This is a genomic window from Aminobacter sp. MSH1 (assembly GCF_003071665.1).
Classification (GTDB): Bacteria; Pseudomonadota; Alphaproteobacteria; order Rhizobiales; family Rhizobiaceae; genus Aminobacter; species Aminobacter niigataensis.
The window spans coordinates 417,145-437,604 of sequence record NZ_CP026265.1; the positions used below are offsets into that span (position 1 = coordinate 417,145).

21 protein-coding genes are annotated in these 20,460 nt (G+C 64.5%); 11 read left to right on the top strand and 10 right to left on the bottom strand.

The window, feature by feature from the left end; all coding sequences use genetic code 11:
• The first annotated feature begins 166 nt into the window (after positions 1–166).
• The 5 genes from CO731_RS02115 to CO731_RS02135 all read left to right on the top strand — a co-directional run bounded on the left by CO731_RS02115 (position 167) and on the right by CO731_RS02135 (position 3,255).
• Positions 167–700, top strand: coding sequence for an urease accessory protein UreE (locus tag CO731_RS02115; protein ID WP_108605742.1), 534 nt, complete (start codon positions 167–169; stop codon positions 698–700).
• Positions 672–1,364: an urease accessory protein UreF gene (locus CO731_RS02120; RefSeq protein WP_108605743.1), complete on the top strand. Its 693-nt coding sequence runs from the start codon at positions 672–674 to the stop codon at positions 1,362–1,364. Before CO731_RS02115 ends, CO731_RS02120 begins: the two co-directional genes overlap by 29 nt.
• On the top strand, positions 1,361–1,801 hold the full coding sequence (locus tag CO731_RS02125; protein ID WP_108605744.1) for a DUF3995 domain-containing protein: 441 nt from the start codon (positions 1,361–1,363) through the stop codon (positions 1,799–1,801). The genes CO731_RS02120 and CO731_RS02125 overlap by 4 nt, the downstream gene beginning before the upstream one ends.
• Positions 1,798–2,433, top strand: a complete 636-nt coding sequence (ureG, locus tag CO731_RS02130; protein ID WP_108605745.1) for an urease accessory protein UreG — start codon at positions 1,798–1,800, stop codon at positions 2,431–2,433. Before CO731_RS02125 ends, ureG begins: the two co-directional genes overlap by 4 nt.
• Before the next feature lie 63 nt (positions 2,434–2,496).
• Positions 2,497–3,255 carry a class II aldolase and adducin N-terminal domain-containing protein gene (locus CO731_RS02135; RefSeq protein ID WP_108605746.1) on the top strand — a complete coding sequence of 253 codons (759 nt, stop codon included), beginning with the start codon at positions 2,497–2,499 and terminating at the stop codon, positions 3,253–3,255.
• Position 3,256: 1 nt separating this feature from the next.
• On the opposite strand, the gene CO731_RS02140 is transcribed toward CO731_RS02135, so the two are convergent.
• Positions 3,257–3,892, bottom strand: coding sequence for an HAD family phosphatase (locus CO731_RS02140; protein WP_108605747.1), 636 nt, complete (start codon positions 3,890–3,892; stop codon positions 3,257–3,259).
• Positions 3,893–3,991: 99 nt separating this feature from the next.
• Positions 3,992–4,171 carry a hypothetical protein gene (locus CO731_RS02145; RefSeq protein ID WP_108609581.1) on the bottom strand — a complete coding sequence of 60 codons (180 nt, stop codon included), beginning with the start codon at positions 4,169–4,171 and terminating at the stop codon, positions 3,992–3,994.
• A gap of 132 nt (positions 4,172–4,303) precedes the next feature.
• Here CO731_RS02145 and gcvA (CO731_RS02150) point away from each other — a divergent pair, with 132 nt between their 5' ends.
• Together gcvA (CO731_RS02150) and CO731_RS02155 are read left to right on the top strand one after the other, a co-directional pair.
• Positions 4,304–5,197, top strand: coding sequence for a transcriptional regulator GcvA (gcvA, locus tag CO731_RS02150; RefSeq protein WP_108605748.1), 894 nt, complete (start codon positions 4,304–4,306; stop codon positions 5,195–5,197).
• 185 nt (positions 5,198–5,382) lie between these two features.
• Entirely contained in the window at positions 5,383–6,786 is a 1,404-nt protein-coding gene (locus tag CO731_RS02155) for an MATE family efflux transporter (protein ID WP_108605749.1), read from the top strand.
• A 36-nt stretch (positions 6,787–6,822) separates the two neighbouring features.
• Here the strand turns inward: CO731_RS02155 and CO731_RS02160 are convergent, their stop codons facing one another.
• From CO731_RS02160 to speB, 8 genes are all read right to left on the bottom strand, one after another.
• The gene (locus CO731_RS02160; RefSeq protein ID WP_108605750.1) at positions 6,823–7,623 is read right to left on the bottom strand and encodes an ABC transporter permease; all 801 of its coding nucleotides are present in this window, start codon (positions 7,621–7,623) and stop codon (positions 6,823–6,825) included.
• Complete coding sequence (locus CO731_RS02165; protein ID WP_108605751.1) at positions 7,620–8,474, bottom strand: ABC transporter permease; 855 nt, start codon at positions 8,472–8,474, stop codon at positions 7,620–7,622. The genes CO731_RS02160 and CO731_RS02165 overlap by 4 nt, the downstream gene beginning before the upstream one ends.
• A complete protein-coding gene (locus CO731_RS02170) occupies positions 8,471–9,508 on the bottom strand; it encodes an ABC transporter ATP-binding protein (RefSeq protein WP_108605752.1) in 1,038 nt (345 codons plus the stop codon). The genes CO731_RS02165 and CO731_RS02170 overlap by 4 nt, the downstream gene beginning before the upstream one ends.
• A gap of 194 nt (positions 9,509–9,702) precedes the next feature.
• Entirely contained in the window at positions 9,703–10,782 is a 1,080-nt protein-coding gene (locus CO731_RS02175) for an ABC transporter substrate-binding protein (RefSeq protein WP_108609582.1), read from the bottom strand.
• An 88-nt stretch (positions 10,783–10,870) separates the two neighbouring features.
• A complete protein-coding gene (locus CO731_RS02180) occupies positions 10,871–11,518 on the bottom strand; it encodes an amino acid ABC transporter permease (protein ID WP_108605753.1) in 648 nt (215 codons plus the stop codon).
• On the bottom strand, positions 11,515–12,183 hold the full coding sequence (locus CO731_RS02185) for an amino acid ABC transporter permease (RefSeq protein WP_108605754.1): 669 nt from the start codon (positions 12,181–12,183) through the stop codon (positions 11,515–11,517). Before CO731_RS02185 ends, CO731_RS02180 begins: the two co-directional genes overlap by 4 nt.
• 3 nt (positions 12,184–12,186) lie before the next feature.
• Positions 12,187–12,990, bottom strand: coding sequence for a transporter substrate-binding domain-containing protein (locus CO731_RS02190; RefSeq protein ID WP_108605755.1), 804 nt, complete (start codon positions 12,988–12,990; stop codon positions 12,187–12,189).
• A 93-nt stretch (positions 12,991–13,083) separates the two neighbouring features.
• Positions 13,084–14,145: an agmatinase gene (speB, locus tag CO731_RS02195; protein WP_108605756.1), complete on the bottom strand. Its 1,062-nt coding sequence runs from the start codon at positions 14,143–14,145 to the stop codon at positions 13,084–13,086.
• 208 nt (positions 14,146–14,353) lie between these two features.
• Here speB and gcvA (CO731_RS02200) point away from each other — a divergent pair, with 208 nt between their 5' ends.
• The 4 genes from gcvA (CO731_RS02200) to CO731_RS02215 all read left to right on the top strand — a co-directional run bounded on the left by gcvA (CO731_RS02200) (position 14,354) and on the right by CO731_RS02215 (position 20,429).
• Positions 14,354–15,316 carry a transcriptional regulator GcvA gene (gene gcvA / locus CO731_RS02200; RefSeq protein WP_108605757.1) on the top strand — a complete coding sequence of 321 codons (963 nt, stop codon included), beginning with the start codon at positions 14,354–14,356 and terminating at the stop codon, positions 15,314–15,316.
• Positions 15,317–15,485: 169 nt separating this feature from the next.
• A complete protein-coding gene (gene pncB / locus CO731_RS02205; protein WP_108605758.1) occupies positions 15,486–16,790 on the top strand; it encodes a nicotinate phosphoribosyltransferase in 1,305 nt (434 codons plus the stop codon).
• Positions 16,791–17,558: 768 nt separating this feature from the next.
• Positions 17,559–18,959, top strand: a complete 1,401-nt coding sequence (locus CO731_RS02210; RefSeq protein ID WP_108609583.1) for a hypothetical protein — start codon at positions 17,559–17,561, stop codon at positions 18,957–18,959.
• A gap of 165 nt (positions 18,960–19,124) precedes the next feature.
• A complete protein-coding gene (locus tag CO731_RS02215) occupies positions 19,125–20,429 on the top strand; it encodes an ABC transporter substrate-binding protein (RefSeq protein ID WP_108605759.1) in 1,305 nt (434 codons plus the stop codon).
• Positions 20,430–20,460 lie beyond the last annotated feature (31 nt).

Here is a 20,460-nt window from a genome sequence, read left to right on the forward strand (position 1 = left end):
AGCCACCTGCGCTGGTGGCACTTTGTCGCCACCCGCAGCGGACGATTCCATCACGCCATCATCACGGCTACTGTAACCTGTCAGATATCGCGGTTTTGGTCCTGTTCGACACCATCGCCCGAACCGGCTAACACCCCGACTTCATGTGAAAGGAAAGAGCTTACCGATGCTGCGCGCTCCCCATCTCATTCGCGCCGAAGCCGTCCGTGCCGATGCGCAGCGCCAGCTGCCGTTCGACCTTGCCGTGCTCGCCCATGACGAACGCCATATCCGCCGCCGCGCCATCGAACTCGTCCATGGCGACCGCGTGCTGGTCGACCTGCCCGAGCCCGTCGTGCTCGAAACCGGCGACGTGCTGGTGCTCGACGATGGCCGCCACGCCGAGATCATTGCCGCCGAGGAAGAGCTCTACGAAATCCGCGCCCATGATGCGGTGCACCTGACGCAACTCGCATGGCACATCGGCAACCGGCACCTCGCGGCGGCGATCGAAACCGGCCGCATCCTCATACTGCGCGACCATGTCATCAAGGCGATGCTGGAGGGGCTAGGTGCCCACGTCACCGATATCCTGGAGCCGTTCGAGCCGGTGCGCGGCGCCTATTCCGGCCAGGGCCACAGCCACCGTCATGGTCATTCGCACGACCATGGGGATGATCACCACCACAACCATGGCGGACACCATCACCACCATGACTGAACCCGGCAAGGGTGCCACGCTGCTGCGGCTGATGGCGTGGCTGTCGCCGGCGTTCCCGGTCGGCGGCTTCTCCTACAGCCACGGCCTCGAACGCGCCGTGCACGACGGGCTCGTCGCCAGCCGCGACGACCTTGCCGGCTGGCTGGCAGCCCTCGCCGAACTCGGCTCCGGCTGGAACGATGTAGTACTGTTCGCCGAAGCGTGGCGCCGCGCCCGAGAGGATGGCGATTTCGCCGAGATCGCCGCACTTGGCGAGGCGCTGGCCGGCTCGCGCGAACGCCACATGGAAACGATGCTGCAGGGACAGGCCTTCCTCACCGCCGCAGCCGCCTGGCCGCATCCGGTGCTCGACAAACTGCCCGCCGATTGCCCTTATTGCGTCGCCGTCGGCGCGGTTGCGGGCGCGAATGGCATCGCGCTCGAGGATGCGCTTGCGGCCTATCTGCAGGCGTTCTCGACCAACCTCGTCCAGGCGGCGATCCGCCTCGGCGTGGTCGGCCAAGTCGCGGCAACCGGCATCATCGCCGCATTCGAGCCGACAGCGCTGTCGGTCGCTGTCCGTGCCGCCGCCTCGAGCCTCGACGAACTCGGCTCAGCGGCGCTTACCTCCGACATCGTGGCCATGCGCCACGAAACCCAGCACTCGAGGCTCTTCCGCTCATGATCGTGATCGCTTTTGCGCTTGCCGCGGTGCTCTATCTCCTGACCTCGCTGCATGTCTATTGGGGTCTCGGCGGCGTCTGGCCCGGCACCGACCAGGCGTCCTGCGCCCGTGCGGTCGCCGGCTTCCGTGGCATCGACGCCATGCCGACGCCCTTCGCCTGCTTTGCCGTTGCCGCCTGCCTGTTGCTGGCGACGCTGTGGCCGCTGGCGTTGGTCGGGGTCTTCGCCACGCCGTTCCCGAGAGCAGGGCTCGCCGCTTCGGCGCTGATGATCGCGCTGGTGTTCCTGGGCCGCGGCATCGCCGGCTTTACCCCGGCGTGGCGTCGGCTGACGCCGGAAATGCCCTTCGCCCGCCTCGACCGGCTGTATTATTCGCCGCTGTGCCTGCTCGTCGGCACAGGCTTCGCCTTCCTCGCCATCAAGGGATTTCAGCCATGACATCGAAAAACGGCCCGCTTCGCATCGGCATCGGCGGGCCCGTCGGCTCGGGCAAGACGACGCTGACCGAAAAGCTGTGCAAGGCGCTGCGCGACGAGTTCTCCATCGCCGTCGTCACCAACGACATCTACACCAAGGAGGACGCGCTGCTGCTCGCCCGCCTCCAGGCGCTGCCGGAAGAGCGCATCATGGGCGTGGAGACGGGCGGCTGCCCGCACACCGCCATCCGCGAGGACGCCTCGATCAATCTCCAGGCCATCGCCGCGATGAACCGCAAATTCCCCGACCTCGAGATCGTCTTCATCGAGTCGGGCGGCGACAACCTCGCGGCAACCTTCTCGCCAGACCTCGCCGACATCACGCTCTATGTCATCTCGGTCTGCCAGGGCGAGGAGATCCCGCGTAAGGGCGGCCCCGGCATCACCCGTTCCGACTTCCTGGTCATCAACAAGAGCGACCTCGCGCCCTATGTGAACGTCGATCTCGAGGTCATGGAAGCCGACGCCGCCCGCCAGCGCGGCAAGCGGCCGTTCGGCTTCACCGACCTGTCGCGCGGCAAGGGACTGGAAGCGGTCATCGACTTCATCGTCGAGAATGGCGGGCTCCGGCTGGACCAGCGGATTTCAGCCTGAGCGGCGGTTGCCGCACCTGACATGACGCGGCATTCTTCCCCCCAGCCAGAGAGGGAGGAACACATGGCCGTCGCCCAGCTCAAGCAGACCAACCTGCCGTTCTACGAAGAGCGCGTCGACCTCGCCTGCGCCTTCCGCTGGACGGCGCGGCTCAACATGCATGAGGCGGTGGCCAACCACTTTTCGCTCGCCGTCAACGCCGACGGCTCGAAGTTCCTGATGAACCCCAACCAGGTGCATTTCTCGCGCATCAAGGCGAGCGACCTGCTCTTGATCGACGCCAACGATCCCGAGACGATGAGCGGGCCCAATGCACCCGACCCGACCGCCTGGGGCCTGCATGGTGCGGTCCACCGCAACTGCGCCCATGCGCGCTGCGTCATGCATGTGCATTCGATCCACGCCACCGTGCTTGCCTCGCTGGCCGATTCCACCCTGCCGCCGATCGACCAGAACACGGCGATCTTCTTCCGCCGCCACGTGGTCGATGGCCAATATGGCGGGCTCGCCTTCGAGGAAGAGGGCGAACGCTGTTCCAGCCTGCTCGCCGATCCCAAGGTCAAGGTGATGGTGATGGGCAATCACGGCGTGCTGGTCATCGGCGACAGCGTCGCCGACACCTTCAACCGGCTCTATTATTTCGAGTGCGCCTGCGAGACATACATCAAGGCCTTGTGGACTGGCCGGCCGTTGCGCACGCTCTCCGACGAGATCGCCGAAAAGGCGGCACTCGAGCAGGAGGACTATCCCGGCCAGGCCGAACGCCATCTCGCCGAGCTCAAGGCGATCCTCGACGAGCAGGAGCCGACGTACCGGAGCTAACTCAGTCCAGCCCGAGCAGTTCCCTGACCTCTGCGGCGCTATGCGCGATCAGTGCGCCGGCAGGACCATCGATCCTGTCCTGCGGCCAGAAGATGGTGCGCATGCCGGCGGCGACGCCAGCGATGGCACCCGTGACGCTGTCTTCCATCACCACCGTGTCGACCGGATCGATGCCGGTCAGCCAGGCGGCGCGCAGATAGGGCTCGGGATCGGGCTTGCCGTTGCGCACGTCGTTGCGGCTGATGGTCTTCATCGCCGGCTCGTGAAGGCCGACGGCACGCAGATTGACGTCAACCACCATGCGGTCGGAATTCGAGACGATCGCTTGGATCACGCCGCTCGCCTTGAGGTCGCGGAAAATCTCCATCGCGCCCTCACGCGGCAGAAGACCCGGCGCATGCCTCATATAGTGGTTGTATTTCAGGTTGATCCAGTCGTCGAATTCCAGGCCGAGGCCGAATTGTTCGCACAAGACCTCATAGACCGGCCGCGCCGCCTGGCCGACGACGCGGGCGTGCAGATCGACTGGCGGCTCGACGCCGACGCTGCGCAGTGCGGCGACCAGCGATTGCTCGTGCAGCGGCTCGCTGTCGATCAGCGTGCCGTCCATATCCCAATACACTGCCTTCGGTGTCATCTGACCGGTCCTTGTTCACCCCATTGCTCATAGGAGCTTTGGTGGCGGAAATGAACCGTTCATATGGCCTTGGAGGACACATGCGCGTGCGTCCGGCCTTCAGCGACGCCGGCCGCAGGGGCTGTTGCCGTCGAGGAACCCGACATCGCGCTTGAGGTGGTCGGAGAGGTCCCTGGCATCGAGGACCCGCCGCCGGGCACGCACGCCGAAGACGGCGGCCAGCCTCGCAGTCCAGCTGATCTGCTCGCAATGGATAAGACTTGCCTGTACCGTGGCCATGATCGTCATCCTTATGAGATGCTTGAAGAGTGCTGATGCGTTGGCCTACATATTGGTTTGTAATGATTGGCATTTCCAATTGAACGTCGATCACGACCCATTAAGAGCCCTTATGCATAGGATGCCCCTGGCATGAGCCAGCAACTGCCGCCGCTGACGGCGCTACGGGTTTTCGAGGCTGCCGCGCGCCATGGAAGCTTCACCAAGGCTGCGACCGAGCTCGGCATGACCCAGGCGGCGGTCAGCTACCAGATCAAACTCCTGGAGGAGCGGGTCGGCACGCCGCTATTCTTGCGAAAACCCAGGCAAGTGGTGCTGACCGAAACCGGCAGCCGCTTGGCGCCGGCCGTCGGCGACGCCTTCAACATACTGGGCGAGGCCTATGCCGCGGCGCGGGCCGGTTCGGGCGGCACCTTGTGCATCTCCACCGTGCTGACCTTCGCCTCCAACTGGCTGGCCCGGCATATCGGCTCGTTCCAGATGCGCCATCCCGCCATTGCCGTGCGGCTCGACACATCCAGCCACATGGTCGATTTTGCGCGCGAGGAAGTCGATATCGGCATCCGCTCCGGAGACGGTGCCTGGCCTGGCCTTGTCTCCCACCTGCTTTTCCGCGCCCAGTATACGCCGATGCTCAGCCCTCGCCTGGCCGACAGCATCGGCGGGGTGAAGGAGCCAGCCGACCTGCTCAAGCTGCGCATCCTCGATCCGACCGATGTCTGGTGGAAGCGCTGGTTCGAACTGGCGAACGTGCCGACCGACAGCCTGGAGGGGCGGCCCGACACCTCGATGGGCTCGCAGGCCTATGAGGCAAATGCGGCGATGGCCGGCCAGGGCGTGGCGATCCTGACGCGCAAGTTCTTCACCAATGAGATCGCCGAGGGCCGGCTGATCCAGCCCTTCGACCTGCTTGGCGACGACGGCCACGCCTACTGGCTGGTCTATCCGGAAGCGCGCCGCAACGTGCCCAAGATCCGCGCCTTCCGCGAGTGGATTCTGCCGGAAATCGCCGACTTCGGCGGCTGAACGGCCGCGCCGCGCGCGGGCATTCGCGGCCCTGCTGGCTCAATGCTTGGCGCCCGTGACGGCTTGCCACGCCGGGCGGTTTGCTTCAAAAGCTGACCATGGCGAGCCAAAACTGAAGGTTTTGAGGCCGAATCGAACGATATCGGCGGCATTTCTCGCGATAATCGGCACGAAAGACGGAAAACATGTCTGCGATCGAAACCGGCGCGCAATCACCGGCAAATCCTTGGCGCGACGAGCTTCGCGCGATGCTCGCGCTCGCCTGGCCGATGATCCTCACCAACCTGGCGCAGACCGCCATGACGGCCACCGACGTGATGATGCTCGGCCGGCTGGGGCCGGATGCGCTTGCCGCCGGCGCGCTCGGCTCGAACCTCTATTTCGCACCGCTGATCTTCGGGCTTGGCCTGATGTATGCGACCTCGCCGATGATGGCCGCTGAACTCGGCCGCAAGGCCCATTCCGTGCGCGATGTCCGCCGCACAGTGCGCCAGGGCCTGTGGCTGGCAGTCCTCATCTCGATCCCGATCTGGGCCCTGTTGTGGTACACCGAGGCGATCCTGCTCGTCATGGGCCAGGACCCCAAGCTCGCCGAACAGGCCGGCATCTATGTCCATCACCTGCAGTGGGCGGCGTTGCCGTTCTTCGGCTACATCGTCTTGCGCTCGTTCATCTCGGCGCTCGAGCGCCCCGGCTGGGCCCTGGTCATCATGGCGATCGCGGTCGCGGCCAACGCGCTCGGCAACTGGCTTCTGGTGTTCGGCAAGTGGGGCTTCCCCGAGATGGGCATCGCCGGTTCCGGCCTTGCCACCAGCATCGCCAGTGCAATGATGTTTGTCGGCATGGCCGCCGTGGTGATGACGGAAAAGAAGTTCCGCCGCTACCGGCTGTTCGGACGCTTCTGGCGGGCCGACTGGCCGCGTTTCATGGCGTTGCTGAAGCTCGGCGCACCGATCTCCGGCATCCTTGCCTTCGAGGTCACCATCTTCAACGCCGCCGCCTTCCTGATGGGGCTGATCAATTCGGCTTCGCTCGCGGCGCATGCAATCGCCATCCAGATCTGCGCGGTGACCTTCATGATCCCGCTCGGCCTCGGCCAGGCGGTCACCGTGCGTGTCGGGCTGGCATTTGGTGCCAAGGACCATGACGGCATTACCCGCGCCGGCTGGACGGCCTATGTGCTCGGCGTCGGCTTTATGGCGCTGATGGCGATGGTGATGGTGTTCTGGCCGCATCTGCTGATTTCGGCCTTCATCGACGTCGCCGACCCGGCCAACGCCCAGGTGATCGGCCTGGCGGTCAGCTTCCTGGTGTTTGCGGCGCTGTTCCAGGTGGTCGACGGCGCCCAGGCGGTGTCGGCCGGCCAGTTGCGCGGGCTGCAGGACACGACGGTGCCGATGATTCTCGCGGCAATAGGCTATTGGGGCGTGGGCCTGCCGCTCGGCGTCGTCCTCGCCTTCCGTTTCGGCTTCGAGGGCCGTGGCATCTGGATCGGCCTGTTCACGGGCCTCGCGGTCGTCTCGGTTCTGCTTCTTTGGCGCTGGCTCAGGCGCGAAAAGCTCGGCCTGATGGACAAGCCGGTGATCTGAAAGAAAGGGCCGCGGAAAACCGCGGCCCTTGTTGCATCAGCTTTCCGACGACATCGCCCCGAGCAGCCGCCTGATGTCGCCGAACCTGGCGATCAGTCCGAACACGAGAGCCGCAACAGCGACAAAGAACACCGACACCGAGGCCATCGTCGGCGTATAGCCGTAGCGCAGGGCGTTGAAGATCTTGATCGGCAGCGTTTCGAGCGTGAAGCCGATGGTCATGTAGGCGACGATGTACTCGTTGAGCGACAGCACGAAGGCAAAGGCGTAGCCCGAGACGAGATAGGGCCGGATCAGCGGCAACACCACCGTCTTCAGCACCGTGCGGTCGTCGGCGCCCATCGTCGCCGCGGCCTCGACCAGCGAGCGGTCGATCGAGGCGAAGCCGAGCGACAGAGTCACCAGCGGCAAGGTGACGAAGAAGATGGCGTGGCTGATGACCGCCGTCCATGGCTGGCCGTAGAAACCCGTGGTCGCCCAGAAAGTCAGCATGCCGAGCGCGGTGATCACAGGCGGCAGGATGAACGGCGCCAGCCCGAGGATCTGGAACACGTTGGCCCAGGGTGCGATGCGCCGCCACAGGAACCAGGCCAGCGGCAGGGCAATGGCGACCGCAAGGGCTGCGGCGGTGACCGCCAGCGACAGCGAGGCGATCAGCGCCTTGCGCCATTCCGGATCGGCGAAGATCTGCGCGTACCAGGCGAGCGAAAAGCCCTTCGGCGGAAAGGCCAGGTCCTGCTTCTCGTTGACGGATACGCCGGCAACGACGATCAGGGGTGCTGCTAGGAACAGGGCAACGGCCGCGAAATAGAGCCGGCGAAGGAATGTCTGTTTCACAGCGCGTTCTCCCTGCGTCCAACGAGCAGCGTCAGCCCCACCAGCGCCAGCGACATCAGCACCAGGAACACCGCCATCGCCGCGGCAAACGGCATGTTGGACTGGTAGATGGCCTGGTCGGTGATCAGCACCGAGAGCGTCCAGTGCGACGGCCGACCGAGGATCTGCGGCAGCAGGTACGAGCCGAGCGCGAAGACGAAGACCATGATCAGCGTGGCGACGATAGTGTTGCGAAGCGCCGGCACGACGACGTTCATAAACGCCCTGACCGGCGAGGCACCGAGCGTGCGCGCGGCCTCCAGCAACGTCGGATCGAGGCGGACGAGCGCGGGATAGAGCACGAGGATGGTATAGGGCAGCGCTTGGTAGACCATGCCCGTCAGCACCGCCCAGAAGCTCGGCAGCAGCGCCACCGGCTCCTTCATCAGGCCGATGGCGACGAACAGGTTGGTGATGCCGGCGGTGCGCGAAAACAGCGTCGACCAGGCAAAGCCGATGATGACCTCGGACAGCGACAGTACCGACAGCAGGCAGACGAGCCAGATCGTCTGCACCTTGCGCGGCCGCTTGGTCAAAAGGAAGGTGAAGGGGAAGGCGATGACGACGCAGCAGATCGCCACCATCACCGCCAGCACCAGCGAAAAGCCGAGCACCTTGCCGAAGAACAAGCTGAGGAAGCGAGCATAATTGGTGAAGACGAAATCGGGCGTATAGAAGCCCGAGGGATCACGCTGGAAGAAGCTGACGGCGATCATCGTCGAGAACGGGATCACGAAGAAGACGATCAGCATCAGCCCGGGGAAGAACAGCGGGCTGTAATCTGCAAGCGATTTCGGCGCCTCGCGTTTCATGACTTGAGCACCACGCAGGCTTCCGCCGGCAGGATCAGGCCGACCTGCTGGCCGGCCACCACCTCGGGCCGCTCGCGCGGCGTGGCGACCGCAACGATGGTCTTGCCGCCGGCCTCGACGAAGGTCTCGATGGTGCCGCCGAGGTCGCGCACGAAAGTAACGGTGCCGGCGATCGCGTCGCCACCGACCGGACCGAGGTGCACGTCCTCCGGGCGGATCGAAACGGATGCCTTGGTCAGGCCTTCGGGCATCACAAGGTTGGGAATGGCCTGGCCGAGCACCGAGACGCGGCCGAGCCTGTCGGCGGTGGCATCGAGCAGGTTGGTCATGCCGATGAAGTCGGCGACGAAGGCGTCGGCCGGCTTGCGGTAGATCTCGATCGGCGGGGCCGCCTGCAGTATCTTGCCGTGACCCATCACGACGACGAGGTCGGCCATGGTCATGGCCTCGCGCTGGTCGTGGGTGACGACGAAGGTGGTGATACCAAGCCGCTGCTGCAATTGGCGCAACTCGACCTGCATCGCCTCGCGCAGCTTGGCGTCGAGCGCCGACAGCGGCTCGTCGAGCAGGAACAGTTTCGGCGACAGCGCCAGTGCACGGGCGATGGCGACGCGCTGGCGCTGGCCTCCGGAAAGCTTGGCCACCGGGCGATCGGAAAACCCGCTCAGATGGATGAGCTTGAGCAACTCGTCCGAGCGCTTCTTCTGGTCTTCGCGCGAGGCGCCGCGAATGCGCAAGGGGTAGGCGATGTTGTCGCCGACCGACAGATGCGGAAACAGCGCCAGCGACTGGAACACCATGCCGAGATTGCGCTTGTGGGTGGGTACCGGGGTGATGTCGGTGCCGTCGAGCAGGATCTCGCCGCTGGACGGATCCTCGAGCCCGGCGATCATGCGCAGCAGCGTGGTCTTGCCGCAGCCAGACGGGCCGAGCAGGCAGACGAACTTGCCGTGGGGCACCGACAGGTTGGCTGTGTCGACGGCCTTGAAGCTGCCGAATGACTTGGTGATGTCCTTAAGCACGAGTCCGGACATGAGGGGCACCTGCTCGTTTGAAGGTTCTACGAATTGCATGGCACTGCCGTCGGCAGCGAAGGCGCTGGTACCCTGCCCCTTGTGGGGAGGGTCGGCGCGAAGCGACGGGGTGGGGGTCTGCAAGCTCAGTGTTTCGCGGGTACCCCACCCCGCCCTGCGGGCCACCCTCCCCACAAGGGGGAGGGTAATCCAGATCAGCCGACGATCAGCTCGGTCCACTTCTGGTTAATCCAGTCGGCCTTGGTGGTGTAGAGGTCGTAGCGCGGGATGATCGGCGGAATGTCCGACGAGACGGCGGCGAACTCTTCCGGCTTGAGGTCGAGAACCTCTTTCTTGAGTGTCGGCGCAGTGCCAACCTTGCGCGACATCAAGGACTGAACCGCCGGCTGGCTCATATGGTCGATGAAGATGTGCGCTTCGTCGACCTTGGTCGAGGCGCGCGAGATGACCCAGTTGCCCGAATCCTGGATGCCGCCTTCCTTGGGGAAGGTCGAGCGCACCGGCTGGCCGTCAGCCGCGGCAAGGCCGGTGACGTCGTGGTAATATTGGCCCATCGGAATCTCGCCGGACTTCAGCGCCTGTTCGAACTGCGCTTCGTCGCGATACCACAGCCGGACATTCGGCTTGACCTCGGCCAGCTTCTCGAGCGCCTTGAGGATGCCCTCCTCGGTGTCGAGTGCCTTGGTGCCGCCCATGAAGGTGGTGGCCGTCACCTCGAGCAGGAACGAGTTGGAAGCAAGCGCCAGAAGCCCGAGCTTGTCTGCGTTTGCCGGGTCCCAAAGGGCGGCCCAGGATGTGGGTGCCTCCTTGAACACATCGGTGTTGGTCACCAGCGTGATGTACCACGCCACAGCGCCGATGCCGGCGATACGGCCGTCAGGATATTTGTTGATGAAGTGATCGAGCAGATTGGCGTGGTTCTTGATCTTGGCCGCATCGATCGGCGTCCACAATTCGGTCGCCTGCCCCTTCAGCGTCGCGACTTGCGACATCATCGAAATGTCGGCCGGAGCCTGGCCGGCCTTGGCGGCCTGCTCGAGCTGCACCAGCCAGGCCTCGCCGGTCGGCTCGGCGATCGACTCGACGGCGATGCCGGTCGCCTTGGTGAATTCGGGAAAGATGTGCTCGTCGAACGACTTCTTGAAGTAGCCGCCATAGACGCCGATCTTGATCGACTTCTCCTGGGCGCGCAGGATCGACGGCATGGCGAGCATGCCGGCCGAGGCGACGCCGGCACCGAGCACGGCGCGGCGGCTCATCGGGTGGTTCAGTATCTTGGTCATTTGTCTTCTCCTCATTTATTGCCGGCTTTGCGCCGGCTGTTCCCACGGATTCTTATGATGGATAATGACTGAGTGTGGTTCAGCGTGCTGCGGCGCGGGCCTCCAGTGAACGGGCATATTGGGTGAGCGGATAGCAAAGCACGAAGAAGATCAGCGCCACCAAGCCGTAGACGGTGAACGGCTCGAAGGTCGCGTTGTTGATGGCGTTCGAGGTCCTGAGCAGCTCCTCGAAACCGATGATCGAGGTCAGCGCGGTGGCCTTGATCAGCTGGACGAGAAAGCCGACGACGGGGGCGCGGGTGATGGCGAAGGCCTGCGGCAGGATGATCAGGCGCAGCTCCTGGACATAGTGCAGGCCGAGGCTGGCACCGGCATCCCACTGGCCGCGCGGCAAGGCATCGACACCGCTGCGCCAGATCTCGGCGAGATAGGCGCTGGCAAAGAAGGTCAGGCCAAGCACGGCGGCCGTCCACGGCTCGATGCGGAAGCCGAGCATCGGCAGGCCGAAGAACATCAAGAACAGCTGCATCAGCAGCGGCGTGCCCTGGAACAGCGCGATATAGCCGCTGGCAAAGCGGCGCATCCATTTGGTCTTGGAGATGCGCAAAAACAGGATGGCGATGCCGACGACGCCGCCGCCGACAAAGGCCGCGATCGACAAAAGCACCGTCCAGCGCGTGGCAAAGACCAGGTTGCGCAGGATGTCCCAGAAGGTGAACTCGATCATGTCACACCTGCCGAGAGCGTGCGGCGGCCGACGCCGACAAGCAGGCGGCGCAGCAGTATCGAAAGACCGAGATAGATCATCGCCACGACGAAATAGGTCTCGAAGGGACGGAAGGTCCGCGCCTGCAGCATATCGGCTTCGTAGGTGAGTTCACTGACTGCGATCTGCGACACGACCGAAGACTCGAGCATCATGATCACGATCTGGCTCGTCAGGGCGGGAAAGATGACCTTCAGCGCCTGCGGCAGCACGATCTTGACGAAGACCTGGCGCGGCCGCAAGCCCAAAGCAGCGGCCGCTTCGCGCTGGCCTTTCGGCACCGCATCGAGGCCGGCGCCGACGATCTCGGTGGTATAGGCCGCCATGTTGAGCGTCATCGCCAGGATGGCGGCGACGATCGGGTCGAGCCGGATGCCAAGGCTCGGCAGGCCGAAGAAGATGAAGAACAGCTGCACCAGGAACGGCGTGTTCCTGATCACCTCGACATAGACCGTAATGGCGCGCTTCAGCCATTTCGGCCCGCTGCGGCGGCCGGCGGCGGCCAGCACGGAGATCAGCGTGCCGGCAATCGTCGTCACCACGATCAAAAAGACCGTCATGGCGGCACCGCGGGCGATTGCGCCCGCAGCCCCTTCAAGCCAGCCGAAGTCGAGGCTGTAGCCCACCGATCAATCCTTGAGGTTTTCAGGGTTGAGCGGAACCTTCAGCCACGCCTCGGACGATTTCGAGAGCCGGCCATCGGCGAGCATCGCCGCCACCGTGTCGTTGATGACCTTCTTCAGGCCTTCCTCGTTCTTGTTGAGGCCGATATGCGACGGCGAGGTCAGAAGCTGGAACTTCTGCTCCGGCTTCAGCGCCTCCTGGCGGGCCAGCACCTGGGCGCCGACGTCATTGCCAACCACCATCAGCTGCGTCTGGCCCGAGATAAAAGCCTGGATGACGGCGTTGTAGTTGTCGAAGCGCTTGATGTCGGCGCCAGCAGGTGCGGCCTCGGTCAGCGAGGTGTCTTCGAGCGTACCGCGGTTGACGGCGATCGACTTGTCGGCGAGGTCTTCCTTGCCTGCGACCTTGAGCTCGGCGGGGCCAATCACGGCGATGTAGTAGGGCGCATAGGCCGCGGCGAAGTCGATGACCTGCTCGCGTTCCTTGGAGTAGCCGACGCTCATCAGCAAATCGACGCGCTTGTCGGTCAGGTAGGGAATACGGTTCTGGCCGGTCACCGGTACCGGGTTGAGCTTGACCTTGAGCGCGTCGGCGATGGCCTGCGCCACATCCATGTCATATCCCTTGAGGCTCATGTCGGCGCTCGCCGAGGAAAAGGGCGGGAAATCGGCGAAGACGCCGACATTGACCTGGCCGGCCTTGGCGATGTCTTCGAGCGCGTCGGCATTGGCCGGCTGGGCGGCGAAGATAGCGGTGCCTGCGACGAGCAGGGCCGCTGCCGTCGATTGCAGAAGCGTCTTGATGTTCATGTCGTGGTTCCCTCTGGAATGTTTGTTTGTTGAACAGTCGCGTTAGCACCTGGCCGCCGCTTCCCAAACAGCGGCCAGTCGAAATTGCTGTGATCAAGCATCCTTGCCGGTGACGAAGGGGCTGAACAGCATCAGGCTCAGTATCTCGAACAGCACCTGGGCGCCGGCATGCGCGGTGTTGGTGGTCGAATCATATTGCGGCGCCACCTCGACGACGTCGCCGCCGACAAGGTTGAGGCCCTTGAGGCCACGAACGATCTCCAGCACTTCACGCGTCGTCAGCCCGCCCACCTCGGGCGTGCCGGTGCCGGGCGCAAAGGCCGGGTCGAGGCTGTCGATGTCGAAGGACAGATAGGTCGGGCCGTCGCCGACGATCTTCTTGGCCTTCTCGATGACGGCCGGGATGCCCATGCCGCTGATCTCCTCGGCGTGGATGACGGTCATGCCGGACTCGTAGGAGAACTCCCACAGATATTCGGCCGAGCCGCGGATGCCGATCTGGATGACGCGCGTCGGGTCGAGCACGCCGTCGAGCACGGCGTTGCGGAACGGGCCGCCATGGTGGAACTTGGTCAGGTCGTAGGCGCCGCCGGTGTCGCAATGGGCGTCGATGTGGATCATGCCGACCGGGCGCTTCTTGCCGACGGCCTTGAGGATCGGATGGGTGATCGAATGGTCGCCGCCGACCGACAGCGGCACCACGCCGGCATCGACGACCTGGCCGATGCGGCGCTCGATGTCCTCATGGCTGAGCTCGAGCCGATAGCGGCTGCGGAACGGCACGTCGCCGATGTCGGCCACGCGCAGTTCCTGCACCGGGGCGCAGTCGAGCACGTGATTGTAAGGCCCGATGCGCTCGATGGTGCGCAGCGCGCGCGGGCCGAAACGCGAACCCGGACGGTTGGTGACGCCGAGATCCATCGGCACGCCGATCATCGCCACCTGAAGGTCGCCGAAATCGGGATTGTCGTTGTCTACCTGGAGATAGGGGGCTGTCAGGAACGTCGGTACGCCCGAATAGGGCGCTAGCCGGGTTCCGGCCTTGTTGAAGATCTTGTCGGCGACACGGCGAAACTTCGGGTCGAACAGATCGCCGCCGTGGCCTTCGCCGTATTTCTGGCGCAGCTCGGCAAGCTTGTTGACGTCGAAACCCATGATTGCCTCCTCAAAAGTCGCAATGCGGGAACGATCGCCTGCGGCCGTCCGCTCCCGGCGGTCAGCCTGATATCTCGTGTTCCCCGCATGCTTTTTGGTTGTTATTGCGGTGAGTTTCCGGCAGCGCCGTTGAAATAGCAATTGATAATGTTAAGGTCTATCGTGTGAGAATTTCTCACAGTACGATGCCACTCCAGGCGGAGATTTCATGTCCCGGCGCCTGCCCCCGCTGAACCCGCTGCGCGCCTTCGAGGCAACCGCACGCCATGGCTCGCTGACCAAGGCGGCGGGCGAGCTCAACGTTACCCATGGTGCTATCAGCCACCAGATCCGGGCGCTGGAGGCAACGCTCAAGGTCAAGCTGCTGGAGCGCGCCGGCTCGCGGCTGAAGCTGACCCCGCAGGGCGCCGAGCTGCTGCCGGCCGTGACCGGCGCCTTCGAAAGCATCGCCTCGGCCACCGCGCGCATGACGCGGCCGACGAGTTCGGGCAAGCTGACGGTCAGTTGCGTGCCGGCGCTGCTGTCGCTCTGGTTGGTGCCCCGTGTCGGCGGCTTCACCTCGCAATATCCCGGCATCAGCCTGCGCCTCAACGCCTCCAACGATCCGCGCGACATCCATGCGCCCGACGTCGATGTCTGCGTGCTCTATGGCGACGGCAGCTGGACCGACTGCTGGCTGAAAAAATGGTCGACGCTGGAGCTGTTTCCCGTCGTCAGTCCGACGCTGATCAACAACCGGCCGATCCGCAGCGTCCGCGACCTTGCCGACCACGTGCTTTTGCATGCCGACGACGGCCGCGAATGGCACACCTGGCTGGCGGCCGCCGACGCGCTCGACGTCCGTCCGGTGCAGCAGCACCACATGTCGGGCGCGAGCCTGACCACCGAAGCCGCGGTCCACGGCCACGGCCTGGCGCTGGGCGACAGCGTCACTGCGTCGAGCATGCTCGCCAGGGGACAGCTGGTGACGCCGTTCAACCTGTCGGTGCCGGCGGTCGACGCCTTCTATGTGGTCTGCCGCAACGAGGTGAAATCGGCGCCCATCGCCCAGGTCTTCATCGACTGGCTGTTCGCCCAACGCGAGGAGCTGCCGGCGCGCACCGAACAGGCCGTCACCGGCCAGATCAGCATCCGCAAGCGCCGCGGGCAGAAAGCAACCGCGACCGGCTAAGCATTAGGGCTGCCTCATCTTTCTTGTTCGGCCGATGCAACCATAGGGCCAAGGCTGCTTTTTTCTCGCCTGCGCCTTGATCGCCCCCGCGCTATATCCCAATGCTAACAGCGAGGATGCGGCGCGCGCCTGCCCGACAGGGCGGATGCGCCAAGGAGGATGAAGCGGCATGGCCAGGACCGACATTGCACGACGGGTGTACAACCACACCTGGAAGCTCGATCCGATCGTCCGCTCGCTGCTCGACACGGACTTCTACAAGCTTCTGATGCTGCAGATGATCTGGGGCATGCACCCCAAGGTCGACGCCACCTTCTCGCTGATCAACCGCGCGACGTCGGTCAAGCTCGCCGAGGAGATCGACGAGGGCGAGTTGCGCGAACAGCTCGACCATGCCCGCACGCTGCGCTTCTCCAAGAAGGAGATGATCTGGCTCGGCGGTAACAATTTCTATGGCCGCAAGCAGATCTTCGAGCCGGAGTTCCTCGCCTGGCTCGAGAATTTCCAGCTGCCGCCCTATCACTTGGAGAAGCGCGACGGCCAGTACGAGCTAACCTTCGCCGGCCCGTGGGTGCTGACCTCGATGTGGGAGATCCCCGCACTCGCCATCATCAACGAGCTACGCTCGCGCTCGGCGATGAAGACTTTCGGCCCCTTCGCGCTCGACGTGCTCTACGCCCGCGCCAAGGCCAAGATGTGGGACAAGACCGAGCAGCTGAAGATGCTGCCCGAAATCAAGATCTCCGACTTCGGCACCCGCCGCCGCCACTCGTTCCTGTGGCAGCGCTGGTGTGTCGAGGCGCTCAAGGAGGGCATCGGCGAGGCCTTCACCGGCACCTCCAACGTGCTTCTGGCGATGGACACCGACCTCGAGGCGCTCGGCACCAACGCGCATGAGCTGCCGATGGTCTATGCCGCACTCGCCAACAGCGAGGACGAGCTCAAGCAGTCACCCTACAAGGTGCTGCGCGACTGGCAGCGCTATTATGGCGGCAATCTCCTGATCGTCCTGCCCGACGCCTTCGGCACGGCTGCCTTCCTGCGCGACGCGCCCGACTGGGTCGCCGACTGGACCGGCTTCCGCCCCGACAGCGCCCCGCCGATCGAGGGCGGCGAGCGCATCATCGAGTGGTGGCGCAAGAAGGGCCAGGACCCGCGCTCGAAGCTGCTGATCTTCTCCGACGGCCTCGACGTCGACACCATCATCGAGACCTACCGCCATTTCGAGGGCAAGGTGCGCATGTCCTTCGGCTGGGGCACCAACCTGACCAACGATTTCGAGGGCTGCGCGCCCAAGGAAACCGACCGGCTGAACGCCATCTCGCTGGTCTGCAAGGTCACCGAGGCCAACGGCCGCCCCGCAGTCAAGCTCTCCGACAACCCGGCCAAGGCCACCGGCGACAAAAAGGAAATCGCCCGCTACCTCCGCATCTTCGGCGAAAAGGATCGGGTGGAACAGTTGGTGAAGGTTTAAGCCGGGTTTGGGGGGCGGCTCGGGCTGGTCCCATCGAAGGTGGAGGGTTTTTCCACGCTTGATGCATTTGTCGCTTCGAGAATGAACGAGCTTTTTCTGCACCGCAGCGGCAGCTGCCACTTCACGGCATGGATCCCCGGGTCTCCGCAGTTCGCTTCGCTCCTGCTCCGCCCGAGGATGACGAAGGCATCGGGCCGCGCGGCCAATCGTCAACGTCAGAGATTGGCAAATAGACGCAATTGTTCCTCGTCTTGTCCGCTAGGTGTCCTGGCATTCCCTGCAAACTGCAATTTCAGCGATTAACCGAAGGCGAACATGCCTTCGTCATCCTCGGGCGGAGCAGGAGCGAAGCGACGTGCGGAGACCCGGGGATCCATGCCGTGACGCGGCAACTGCCGCGGTGGTCCAGAATGGAATGGCCCACCAAGCGCAAACTGTCACCATCTGTAACCATTCCGCGTGGATAGCCGCCCCCATTTCTCCCCCCCCTCTCCACCGCCCGTATCATTGCCCTCGCGATCTTCCATGGGACCCCGGTGCGCACCGGGCAGCGCCGGTGCCGGGCCGACAGGTCGGTTCTCCCTGATGAGCCCCCAAGTCCGGGCCTTGCGGCGGCTGGCGGTGAAAGCCTCGGCGCTGCGCGCCAATCCACCTTCTCCCACAAGGGGAGAAGGCAAGTGCCCTTCCCGCGACCCAAGCCATATGGCACATCGGTGCGTGATGCGGGGAACCAACACAGCCATGACCATTCGGCGCAGCGCGGCGGCGATGCTCGCCGCATGCGCCATAACCGCACCGCAAACCCTGCCCGCCCTCGCCCACGCCTCCGACCGCGGCCATGTCCTGCTGTTGCCGACCGGCCATTACATAGCCGGCGCAGCATTGGCAGTGGCAGCATCTTTCCTGGTGCTGGCGCTGCTGCCACCGGAGCGGCTGACAGCCTTCTGGCGCCGGCGTTTGCCGCTCGGTTCGATCCCCGACCTGCGGCTGCCTGTCAGCCTCGTGTCCTTCGCCGCCTTCGCGACTCTTGTCGCCGCCGGGTTCATCGGCTCACGCGACCCGCTCTCCAACCCGCTGCCGCTGACGGTCTGGACGCTGCTCTGGGTCGGACTGACCCTCGCCCAAGGCCTCCTCGGCAATCTGTGGCACTGGCTCAACCCATGGTACGGGCCGTATCGCCTGGTCAGTCGAGCATTCGGCGCCAAGGCCGGGGGCGACAGCCCGCTGCGCCTGCCCGATTGGGTCGGCTATTGGCCGGCCTTCATCCTGTTCTTCGCCTTCGCCTGGTTCGAGCTGATCTACCCCGCCCCCGACGACCCGGCGCGCCTCGCCATCGCCGCCGGCAGCTATTGGCTGTTCTCCTTCGCCGCCATGCTCGCCTTCGGCTTCGAGCGCTGGAGCCGACAGGGCGAGTTCTTGTCGACGTTCTTTGCCATGATCGCGCGCTTCGGCATCGTCGACGGCAAACAGGACGGCTCCCGCCTGCGCCTTGCCTTGTGCTGCCCCGGCGCCAAGCTCAACGAGGCCGAGCCGCTGCCGCCCTCGGGCGCACTGTTCCTGCTCGCGACACTGGCTTCGGTGTCCTTTGACGGCTTTTCCAAGACCTTCTTCTGGCTTGGCCTCAATGGCGTCAACCCGCTCGAACTGCCCGGTCGCTCAGCACTTGTCGCCACCAACAGCCTCGGCCTGGCGGCGATGTTTATCCTGCTTGCCGCCATCGGCTTGCTCGCCGTCCTTGTCGGCGAAAGGCTGGTGTGCAGCACACAGCCCCTCCAAAAATCCGCCGGCCTGTTCGTCTGGTCGATCGTGCCGATCGCGCTCGCCTATCATTTCTCGCACTACCTGACGTCGCTGCTGGTCAACGGGCAATACGCGCTGGTGGCGCTGTCGGACCCGTTGGCGCTCGGCTGGAACCTGTTCGGCACCGCACACATGCCGGTCGAGGCAGGTATCGCCATGGGCGCCCAGTCCGCCTGGCTGATCTGGAACCTGCAGGCGGTAGCGATCGTTGGCGGGCACGTGCTGGCGGTGCTTGTCGCCCACCTGCTCGCCTGGCGGCTGCACCCCTCCGCGACCCGCGCCTCGCTCAGCCAGTTGCCGCTGACATTGCTGATGATCGGCTACACCGTTTTCGGCCTCTGGCTGCTCTCGACAGCCACCGCGGGATAGTGCAAATGCAGCTGGTTTTGACCTTGGGGAAGCAACTATTGCCACCTCCGGGGATTGGTGATCTAGTTTGTATACATGCGATTTTTCGCCCGGTTCTTGGATCCTGGGCGAAGGGCTTCACATCCACACGAACGTTGGTCAAAACGCACGGCAAGGGGATAGGGCATGACTGACAGCAAACGCTTCTTCGACCTCGGCAAGAGTGGCGTCACGCGCCGCACCGCACTCAAGGGTCTGGCCGCAGGCGCCGGCCTGATGGCCGCACCGGGCTTCGTGCGCTATTCGCAGGCGCAGTCGTCGGCACCGATCAAGATCGGCTTCCAGGCCCACCGCACCGGCATCGGCGCCGCCTATGGCCGCTGGTACGAAAAGACCACCAACGCCGCGGTCAAGCTGATCAACGATGCCGGCGGCATCAACGGCCGTCCGGTCGAGATCATCGTCGAGGACGACGGCACCGATCCCAAGCGCGGCGCCGAAGTGGTCGGCAAATTCGCCTCCCAGCACAAGACCGACATTGTCTTCGGCACGCTGTTTTCCCATGTCGTCGTCGGCTCGGCGCCGACCGCCGGCGAGCTCAAGATCCCCTATTACGTGGTCAGCGAAGGCTACCATGTCGCCTCGGGCAAGCTGAACCGCTGGGTCTTCCAGCCCGGCATCACCGACGTGCGCTCGCAGGTCACGTCGGTCGCGCCCTGGGTCGCCGCCAACCTCGGCAAGAAGGTGACGATGATCTATCCGGACTATGCCTTCGGCTACGATCACCGCGACTATTTCGCCCCCGCCATCAAGGCGCAGGGCGGCGAGGTGGTGGCGCAGATCCCGATCCCGCCGACCGAAAGCTCGTTCACCAAATACCTGCCGCAGATTCCCGCCGACACCGAGGTGCTGTACCACGTCATGGTCGGGCCGGGCGTGTTGACCTTCGTCAAGGAACTCGGCGAGTTCTACGGCTCCAACAAGCCGCAGCTGTTCGGCTTCATCGACTCGCTCGAAGCCGTCGACATCAACAGCTCGGGCCTCGAGTTCCTCGACGGCAGCCATTTCTGGGAAGGTTCGCCGCGCTACGCCCAGGCCAATGACAGCGAGGCGCAGAAGGCCTATCGCGCGGCCGTCGGCATCGACGACAACGGCGCTTCGACCAGCGACGCCAAGGACGTATCGACCGCCGCCCACATGTTCGGCTGCTGGGAAACGCTCTACGTCATCAAGAAGGCGATGGAGGATTCAGGCTACAAGGGGCCGGAGGACCGTGCCAAGCTGGTCGAGGCGACCGAGGCGCTGACCGAATTCAAGGAAGGCCCCGAGCATCCCCAAGGCGACAAGAAGTTCAACGGCAAGATCCACCAGGTCTTCGGCCACCAGAACATCTCCAAGGTCGAAGGCGGCAAGCTCAACGTCGTGCACCGGACGTCGATCGAGGACGGCATGTACGAACCGGAAGGTGATTACACGACGCAGCCGCTGTGAGGGTGCGGCACCCCACCCTCCCCCTTGTGGG

What these genes read in the sequence shown, in the direction of transcription:
- CO731_RS02115 (WP_108605742.1), top strand. Translation starts at nt 167, where the DNA reads ATGCTGCGCGCTCCCCATCTCATTCGCGCCGAAGCCGTCCGTGCCGAT.
- CO731_RS02120 (WP_108605743.1), top strand. Translation starts at nt 672, where the DNA reads ATGGCGGACACCATCACCACCATGACTGAACCCGGCAAGGGTGCCACG.
- CO731_RS02125 (WP_108605744.1), top strand. Translation starts at nt 1,361, where the DNA reads ATGATCGTGATCGCTTTTGCGCTTGCCGCGGTGCTCTATCTCCTGACC.
- ureG (WP_108605745.1), top strand. Translation starts at nt 1,798, where the DNA reads ATGACATCGAAAAACGGCCCGCTTCGCATCGGCATCGGCGGGCCCGTC.
- CO731_RS02135 (WP_108605746.1), top strand. Translation starts at nt 2,497, where the DNA reads ATGGCCGTCGCCCAGCTCAAGCAGACCAACCTGCCGTTCTACGAAGAG.
- CO731_RS02140 (WP_108605747.1), bottom strand. Translation starts at nt 3,892, where the DNA reads ATGACACCGAAGGCAGTGTATTGGGATATGGACGGCACGCTGATCGAC.
- CO731_RS02145 (WP_108609581.1), bottom strand. Translation starts at nt 4,171, where the DNA reads ATGGCCACGGTACAGGCAAGTCTTATCCATTGCGAGCAGATCAGCTGG.
- gcvA (WP_108605748.1), top strand. Translation starts at nt 4,304, where the DNA reads ATGAGCCAGCAACTGCCGCCGCTGACGGCGCTACGGGTTTTCGAGGCT.
- CO731_RS02155 (WP_108605749.1), top strand. Translation starts at nt 5,383, where the DNA reads ATGTCTGCGATCGAAACCGGCGCGCAATCACCGGCAAATCCTTGGCGC.
- CO731_RS02165 (WP_108605751.1), bottom strand. Translation starts at nt 8,474, where the DNA reads ATGAAACGCGAGGCGCCGAAATCGCTTGCAGATTACAGCCCGCTGTTC.
- CO731_RS02170 (WP_108605752.1), bottom strand. Translation starts at nt 9,508, where the DNA reads ATGTCCGGACTCGTGCTTAAGGACATCACCAAGTCATTCGGCAGCTTC.
- CO731_RS02180 (WP_108605753.1), bottom strand. Translation starts at nt 11,518, where the DNA reads ATGATCGAGTTCACCTTCTGGGACATCCTGCGCAACCTGGTCTTTGCC.
- CO731_RS02190 (WP_108605755.1), bottom strand. Translation starts at nt 12,990, where the DNA reads ATGAACATCAAGACGCTTCTGCAATCGACGGCAGCGGCCCTGCTCGTC.
- speB (WP_108605756.1), bottom strand. Translation starts at nt 14,145, where the DNA reads ATGGGTTTCGACGTCAACAAGCTTGCCGAGCTGCGCCAGAAATACGGC.
- gcvA (WP_108605757.1), top strand. Translation starts at nt 14,354, where the DNA reads ATGTCCCGGCGCCTGCCCCCGCTGAACCCGCTGCGCGCCTTCGAGGCA.
- pncB (WP_108605758.1), top strand. Translation starts at nt 15,486, where the DNA reads ATGGCCAGGACCGACATTGCACGACGGGTGTACAACCACACCTGGAAG.
- CO731_RS02210 (WP_108609583.1), top strand. Translation starts at nt 17,559, where the DNA reads ATGCTCGCCGCATGCGCCATAACCGCACCGCAAACCCTGCCCGCCCTC.
- CO731_RS02215 (WP_108605759.1), top strand. Translation starts at nt 19,125, where the DNA reads ATGACTGACAGCAAACGCTTCTTCGACCTCGGCAAGAGTGGCGTCACG.